8 protein-coding genes are annotated in these 7,798 nt (G+C 43.0%); 2 read left to right on the top strand and 6 right to left on the bottom strand.

Annotated elements, in window-relative coordinates; genetic code table 11:
- Positions 1-7 precede the first annotated feature (7 nt).
- Together Q0668_RS20075 and Q0668_RS20080 are read right to left on the bottom strand one after the other, a co-directional pair.
- The gene (locus Q0668_RS20075) at positions 8-1,345 is read right to left on the bottom strand and encodes a PQQ-binding-like beta-propeller repeat protein (RefSeq protein WP_298867923.1); all 1,338 of its coding nucleotides are present in this window, start codon (positions 1,343-1,345) and stop codon (positions 8-10) included.
- A 205-nt stretch (positions 1,346-1,550) separates the two neighbouring features.
- Positions 1,551-2,639: an endonuclease/exonuclease/phosphatase family protein gene (locus Q0668_RS20080; RefSeq protein ID WP_298867924.1), complete on the bottom strand. Its 1,089-nt coding sequence runs from the start codon at positions 2,637-2,639 to the stop codon at positions 1,551-1,553.
- Positions 2,640-2,761: 122 nt separating this feature from the next.
- Between Q0668_RS20080 and Q0668_RS20085 the strand changes: the two genes are divergently transcribed.
- The gene (locus tag Q0668_RS20085) at positions 2,762-3,229 is read left to right on the top strand and encodes a RidA family protein (RefSeq protein WP_298867926.1); all 468 of its coding nucleotides are present in this window, start codon (positions 2,762-2,764) and stop codon (positions 3,227-3,229) included.
- Positions 3,230-3,288: 59 nt separating this feature from the next.
- Positions 3,289-4,680 carry a PQQ-binding-like beta-propeller repeat protein gene (locus tag Q0668_RS20090; RefSeq protein WP_298867928.1) on the top strand — a complete coding sequence of 464 codons (1,392 nt, stop codon included), beginning with the start codon at positions 3,289-3,291 and terminating at the stop codon, positions 4,678-4,680.
- Positions 4,681-4,716: 36 nt separating this feature from the next.
- On the opposite strand, the gene Q0668_RS20095 is transcribed toward Q0668_RS20090, so the two are convergent.
- The 4 genes from Q0668_RS20095 to Q0668_RS20110 all read right to left on the bottom strand — a co-directional run.
- Entirely contained in the window at positions 4,717-5,253 is a 537-nt protein-coding gene (locus Q0668_RS20095) for a hypothetical protein (protein WP_298867930.1), read from the bottom strand.
- Between the two features lie 300 nt (positions 5,254-5,553).
- Positions 5,554-5,742, bottom strand: a complete 189-nt coding sequence (locus Q0668_RS20100; protein ID WP_298867932.1) for a hypothetical protein — start codon at positions 5,740-5,742, stop codon at positions 5,554-5,556.
- Positions 5,743-6,203: 461 nt separating this feature from the next.
- On the bottom strand, positions 6,204-6,569 hold the full coding sequence (locus Q0668_RS20105; protein WP_298867934.1) for an STAS domain-containing protein: 366 nt from the start codon (positions 6,567-6,569) through the stop codon (positions 6,204-6,206).
- A 238-nt stretch (positions 6,570-6,807) separates the two neighbouring features.
- On the bottom strand, positions 6,808-7,798 hold a 991-nt coding region (locus Q0668_RS20110; protein WP_298867936.1), incomplete at its 5' end, for a trypsin-like peptidase domain-containing protein.

Raw genomic sequence — 7,798 nt, forward strand, 5'->3', positions numbered from 1 at the left:
GCGCAAATTACGTGCCAAAGCGAGGGAAGTCATCTGGGAAATGCGGGTTAATACAAGTAAGTATTCCGGGGTCACTTGATCCGTAGAGAAATCCGTCTACTTCTACCATACCCCCGTGATGATTTTTCATATCCTTTGTGAAAAACCCCAATTTAGCGGAAACACGATTTTGGGCTGCTGTTAAACGGAGCAGGGCGCCTCCGGTTCCGTAGCCTGAAGCATAGAAGATTGAATTATTACCTGCGAAAAAAATGGGGGCAGAACAGTTCGCTGTTTTATTCGATGCTTCCTTATTTCCCCATAAAGGCGTTCCAGTCTGGGCATCGACTCCCATAATTCCTGCATGTGTAAAATTCACATACTGTTTGACACCTCCCACAGTCGCAATAATTGCAGAAGAGTAAGCGGCTTGAGGATTGCCGGGGGCAGCTGCTTTCCAGATGACTCTCCCATCCTGCTTATTGAGGGCAACCATTGTAGCGCCCTGTCCGCCTGGAGTACAAACCAGCTTTTCACCATCAATTAAGGGAGACTCACTGATACCCCATACAATATTTCTGGCACCGAATTCCTGCAAAATATTCTTTGTCCATTCCACACTACCATCTCTCGTAGTCATGCGCGAAAGATCACCATTTCCTCCCAGAGCATACAAAACGGTACCGTCAATAGTTGGAGTCGACCGTGGACCATTCCCCTGGTTATTTTTAAATACGGAACCATTCGACTGGGACCAGGCAATCTCTCCCGTATTGACATCAATGGCAATGACGACCTCTTCATTCGCCTTGGTTCCCATCGTAAATAGCAGATTTCCATTAATGGAAACCGATGAGTACCCCTCACCCAGCCCACGGGCCGTCCATAGTAACTTTGGCGGATTTTGATTCCAGTCCTTAAGTAATCCTCTCTCTGAAGAAATATTTGTACGACCGGGACCACGAAATTGCGTCCATTGTGGCGCTGCTCCACTCTGACTTCTTGATTCAGGTTTCTTTTTAGCCTTCATCCCTTTTTTAGGTCGGCTGACCGGACCACCAGGCTTTTTAGTTAAGGCTTGACGAACTGAAAATCGAGTGATCGCTCCAGACGTTGAAGTGAATACTGTCGCCCTCTGACCGACTTTAAATTGGTCAAATTTTGTCTGCTTGCCATTGAAAGTTGTGGGAGCTGAATCAGGTATTGAAAAACTTTTTTCTTTACCCTGAGATGATTTAATGACCACTTGCTTTTGCTCAGCTGAGATTGATTGAATAATCCCACTGAATACAGCAGCTTCAGCCGAACTAACCCAAACCACTGCCATGAAGCTGATAGCCAAACTCAAAAAACGAACTGATCGCATTGGAATCCCTCGTGATTTTAAGGAAACAGTCGATTACCCGGCATGTCTAATATCAGACATGCGTTTTCGTAAACTTGATTATACTTAGATTAAGAGACTGGCAGAAGCAGTAAACATGATTTGCCTCAATTTGAGGTTTTATTTTTTTAAGACTCTCCGACTGACCCAGGTTCAATTCAAGAGCTCATCCTCAAAGCAAGATCATTTAATTATTCTTAAGTGTCTTCAAAAAAACATCAGTGATCACCGGTCGATGGTCGGAAACCCAGGTCCATCTATTTTCAGAAGAAAAGACTACAAATTGGTCATTCACCCAAATACTGTCAAGATCCAGCACCGGAAGGGGCAAAGGCCAGGTTGCTGCATAGCCATCGCCGGCAACTTCAAAGGAGTTTTTTATCCATTTTCTTAATGGACGAAAGTGATCCGAATCGCTGGGTGTATTAAAATCCCCTAACACCAAAATGGGATGGTCTTTGATTGCAGAAACTTGAACAGCCAACTGCTCTAAAGCTTCCTTTCTTGACTTAAATATATTGCTTTTGATATCAACGAGAAAGACTGACACGCTTCTTCCCTGAGCCTGCTTCAACTCTAAGTCCATAAATTCATACCTACCCATTTCGGTAAGTCGCCCCGAACGCTGATTTGCAATGGGAACTCGAGACAATAGCACAAACCCATTTTTAACGATTTGAAAAGGGTGATCTGGAAATGTCTCTTTCCAGAATCGTTTCATCTTAGCCGAGTCAGCCCCCGCTTCTACAAAACCGATTAGATCCGCGTCTACTGCTCTTAACTCATCAACTACACTCTCCATACCCCATAATCGATCACCAATATTCCAAAATAAGATCCGCAACTCTGGCAATTGATTATACTCCAACGCTATATGAACTTCGTTTTTTCGAAATTGTGTATTCCAACACCAAACACCTGTGATCAAAGTCAATATCAGCCAGATTAGAGAAATACGTTGCCAACGAACGCACCAGGAAAAAAGAAAAACGATCGCTGCTCCCAGACACAACAAGATCAGGGGCGATATATAGAACACCAATGTCACAAAGACCCCAGCAGAATCGCGCACGGTCAACCGAATGATCAAAGCCAAAACCCAAAAGGCAGAGAAGAGAAGAATAAAAAGCTTAAGCAACCCGTTTCGCAGACTATTCGAAGTAGCCTTATCATTCGGATCTTCCACCTCCGAAGGGCTGTTAATCTGGTCTTTAATTGGTTTTGACTTCATATGCTTAAATTTCTTAGCAGTGCCAGCTACTCTAATTTTTTTCATCGAAATTCATTGATCTATTCATAGATGGCTCTATTTCAGTTATGTTATGATCCAAGTGCTTTCAGCATGCAATCGAAATTCAAGAAACTCTGACATCATTTTCTAAAGGGAAATCAATCGCAATGAGCCAAACTCCTGAAGAACGCATCCAGGAACTGGGACACTCCTTACCAACTCCTCCACAAGCTGTTGGATCATATATCCCGGTAACGCAATTTGGGAATATTATTGTCACGAGTGGTCAGCTTCCTTTTATTGGTTCTGAACTGATGTTTAAAGGAAAGATCGGTGGCCATCTTCACGAAGACGATGGTTCCAATGCGGCTACGATTTGCCTTATGAACGCATTAGCACAAATCAAAACCATCTCAGGTGATCTTTCCAATGTTAAACAAATCATTCGGCTAGAGGGATATGTACATTCTGCTCCTGGATTTGATAGACAACCTTATGTTCTGAATGCAGCATCACAACTCTTAACTGATATCTTTGGTGAGAAAGGACAACACACCCGCGTGGCTTTGGGGATTTCAGAAATGCCTCTCAATGCAGCAGTTCAAATCGCACTCTGGGTTGAACTCTCATCGTAAGCCTATCAAGAAGGCAAAACCAATGTGTTTCGGCACTACTCTGTATGGATTGTGAAAAAATGCTTGAACCTGTAATCCAATTTGGTAATAAGTGTTTCGTTCACTCCCCTGTCATGCGTTTCACAATCCTGTATTTTGCTTTGCTAATCAATACTGGTCTTGTTGTAGGTCAGTTACCTAAAATCTCTCCAGGCCCCTCTAAATCCAAAGATACTCAATCGCAGAAATCAGAGCAAAAAGAAAATTCACACTCACTGAAAGGTAGTTGGAATTCATTCCTCGGAAATAACCGTAATGGCCAGTCTGATGAAACTGGACTGAATTTAGATTGGAATGTACATAAGCCTTCGGTCCTTTGGCGAGTCCCTTTGGGGGATGGTTTTTCCTCAATTGTGATTGCTGAAGATCGAATTTGGACCATGGCAACACATCTCACGAATGATTATGTGGTCTGTTTTGACGCGTTGACTGGAAAAAAACTATGGGCCACCTTCGCAGCCCCGACTTACCTGGATAATCAAAGACAGGCTCGTGGCCCCCGTTCCACTCCGACATACCATGCAGGTAAACTCTATTGTCTTCTACCGGCGGGAGATTTACTCTGCCTTGATGCTGCTTCTGGAAAAATCCATTGGAAAAACAACATTTTCCAGCTCAGCGATGCTCCCAGGCAGGAACAGAAAACCATTTATTACTGGGGAATGTCAGCTTCCCCACTGATAGAAGGGAACCTGGTGATTGTCCAACCGGGAGGATCTAATAATAATTCTGTAATTGCAGTGGATAAAGAAACAGGAAAACTGATCTGGTCAGCCGGCAATGATGCTCCCGGTTATGGTTCTCCCATAGTGATTGAAGCCAATGACCAAAGACAAATTATTGTTCCCACCGGACAATCGATTCTCTCGCTCACCCCGGAAAAAGGGGATATTCTCTGGCGCATTGTCTGGGGCAACAAATATAATTGTAATTGCGCCACACCTGTCTGGAATGATGACTCACTCTTTATCTCTTCCGCTTACGGCACCGGTTGCATGAGATTTGCTCTGACTCTACAGAATGAAGAAATTCGTCCAATTTCACATTGGAAAAATCTCGCTCTACAAAATCAGTTTGCCACCAGCATTATTAAAGATGGGTATATTTACGGTCCGCATGGGGATCTGGCGACATGCACATACCGCTGTCTAGACATGCAACGTGGACAGGTACAATGGATCTCCAGACGAGTAGGAAAATGCACGCAGATTGCCGTGGAAGGTCATCTCATCTGCCTGACAGAGCAGGGGACATTGATTTTAATCCAGGCCAATCCAAAAGAGTATCGCGAGAAAGGCAGACTGACAGGTTTGCTTGGGTTTAAAGCTTGGGCTCATCCCGCATTGGCAAACAATCGTCTTTATATACGCGATGAAAAAAGACTGGTCTGCCTTGATCTCAAACAAAAATAGCCGCAAGAATCAATCACTTTATGGCTCTAAGAGTCACTAGCTCTTAGCGGGAGCTGCAACCAGCTCTTTTTTAAGATGATTCAGTTTTTGTTGCTGCTGATTGATCAATTTTTCCTGTGCCTCAATTTGTTTCTTGAGAGTCTGCTCATCTTTAGCCGGTTTTTTCTTCGGCAGTTGCTTTTGACCAGGAAGGATCCGTCTCGGCGGGTTTCGCAATTTTACGAGTGCTTTTTTATTTTCCGCTTTGATTCGTGCGAGAATTCGATCAGCCTGAAAGATTGTTCGGCGTGCCTCTTCTAATGCAGAATGCTTCTTCCCATCCTGGCCTTCAACCTCTTCATCTTCGAGGTCATTTTCGACATCTGTCAGTGCATCATAAAAAGCGCGCGTGAGACCTGTTTTTAAATCATCTCGATCATAGTTTGATTTCACTTGATCTTGCTTTTTCGCGGATTGAACAGTGGCAGAGTTCTCTGGATTAGATTTGTCTGCTTTCTGTTGTGCCGAGCTGAAGCTGGTCATGGTGATATAAAATAAACCCATCACTACCACTAATGTTAAGATACGCTTCATCGAACTGTCCCATTCTTTTCATTGCAAAAACACAGAAAAAGCCACAGGCTCTTTATTCGCCTAATTCATTATATTCAAATCAATCCACTTATACCATCCCTTTTAACACAAAAAGAATAACCACATCATATCATTGGAGATGGAATTTATGACCTTCTATATCTACCTGAAATCGGCAAAAAGAGGATGATTAAGACAGGATCTTTCATGCTAGAGTAAAAAAACAAGCCTGTGTTAAAACACAGGCTTGATGAATTTATGAAGTTGGAAACGTTCTCGCAGAGTTGACAGGTAATCAATTCACGAATTAATCGCGTTGATTGCGTTGGCTAAATCCATCAGCTCATTGATTAAAGCGCTTCGCAAAGTTGTAAGGCCAGCGATCGCACCAATTCCAATAATGGTCAACAATAGTAAATATTCAACAAAGACAGCGCCACGGACTTTTTTCGTCCATCGTTGTGATTGAATCCGGATCTTATTTAACACAGGTTATCCTTTCATGTAGTCCAGATAGAAATTCCTCTGGAAACTTAATAAGCATAACCTGTACCAATCCTTATATTTTTTATAACTCCACACGCCTTAAAATAATAATCCTCAAATAGTCGCTGACTCGAGGTAATTATAGGCTTTATACACAGAACTACTAAACACCGGGACACATTTTAGTAAAAGTGTAAAGTAACAAAAAATAACAATCACAGCAAAATTTGTTAACAATCAGATACATCGAAGTATTTGAGGAATCCAATCAGATACATTCCATCTGCAAGAATAGAAGAGCAGAAGAAGATGTTTTCAGGGTCAGGAAAGCATCCGAAATAAAGCACACTAGTGGCGTATCTCATTTTTGAATTTGGGGGTGATCGAGATCACGGATGTACGACAACGGAGCACCTAAAACTACACTCCCGGCCCTCAAGACCAAGCCCAAGCTTTAACAAAGACTAGGAGTTTATCGCTTTAATCGCTTCTTCTCGATTCGGATAAGCTTCCCAAAGCTGATCAAGGTGGGTTACCTCTAAGACTTCCATACAGTATGGACTAAGCCCACAAATGCAGAATCTCCCACCTTCCTGATGATTGAGACGATTCCACATTCTGAAAATCACTTCAATAAAGGCGGAACCAAAAAAAGAAGTATGCGAAAGATCCAGAATAACGACCGGGGGGGTCGCCGTTTCAGTGACTTGCAGTAAAACCTCTGTCAATGCATCAAGCCTGGGTTCATCCAGATTTTCATACTCCGGACCCAAGGCAACTATGGTCACCTGGCCTTCTTTGATTATTTCTGGTGGGTAATCGGCGGGCATAATCGAACTGTCAACAAAACTGTCGTTTGCAAAAACCCTACTCGCGATGGCAAGTGGGTGACCAAAGGAACCTACATATAGTAATCCATCTCACCAAAGTGTCAACCAAGAAATGAGATTGTATGACCAAGATCTTTCGGCGCAAGTCCATTAAAACCGAATATTTACCAACACGCTTCCCTCTTCGCATATCTCCTATTCTTCAGTTCAGATCCTGATTGAGGGCCAGGCAGTACAATTAGGGTTCGTTTTTCCACTCTTGAAGTTTGGCGACTAATTTTATTATCTCATTATTCCGAAAGACGATCAGAGTTACCTCATCTTCCACTTTATGTGCCTCTAAGGCATCTAATAAATCATTTGCATTCGAAATTGGTATTTCACCCAGCTGCATAATCAAATCTCCCAAAATGATATCGCCGGCCTCATTTTTTCTAATCGGTTTTAATCCAGCCAATTCAGCTGCTCCGCCAGGGGCCACTCTTTGAACCATCACTCCCTGAACATCCTGTGGAAGGATACGATTCATTCTGAGTTTTCGTGTCAAAAAATCATCGACGCCAGTGAAGTTCAAGCTGGGGATTTGAATGACTCCATAGCGAATCAACTGAGGCACAAATCGGCTGATCAGATCGACTGGTACCGCATAGCCTATTCCAGCATAAACGTGAGAGGAGCTATAAATGGCCGTGTTCACTCCAATTAAGTTCCCCGAACTATCAAGCAGAGGTCCCCCGGAATTTCCAGGATTGATGGCGGCATCCGTTTGAATCACATTTCGAATGGACCTTCCTGTCACTGATATAATTTCTCGGCCTAAGCCACTAATAATTCCTGTTGTCAAAGTTTGATCCAATCCGAAAGGATTGCCAATGGCCAGAACCGTCTGACCGACTTGTAGATCATCAGAAATTCCAATATTGATTGGTTTTAATTGTTCAGAGGGTGCATCTATAATTCTCAAAACGGCAAGATCCTTAGATCTTGCCGTTCCAACTTTGACAGCTTTCCATGTCGTGTTGTCAGCTAATGTAACCGTAATCCCAACGGCCTTCTGGATCACATGATAGTTTGTTACAACGTGTCCATTCCGATCCCAGATGAATCCACTTCCTGAACCTTGTGGAGTATTCTGGAGATTCATATTGAATGGATCTCCCTGAAAAGGAAGCTCCGCAGTCCGAATATGCACAACCGAAGGCGAAGATTCACGGAACAATTCAATGGTT

This window comes from uncultured Gimesia sp., assembly GCF_937910335.1.
In the GTDB taxonomy this organism is placed as follows: domain Bacteria; phylum Planctomycetota; class Planctomycetia; order Planctomycetales; family Planctomycetaceae; genus Gimesia.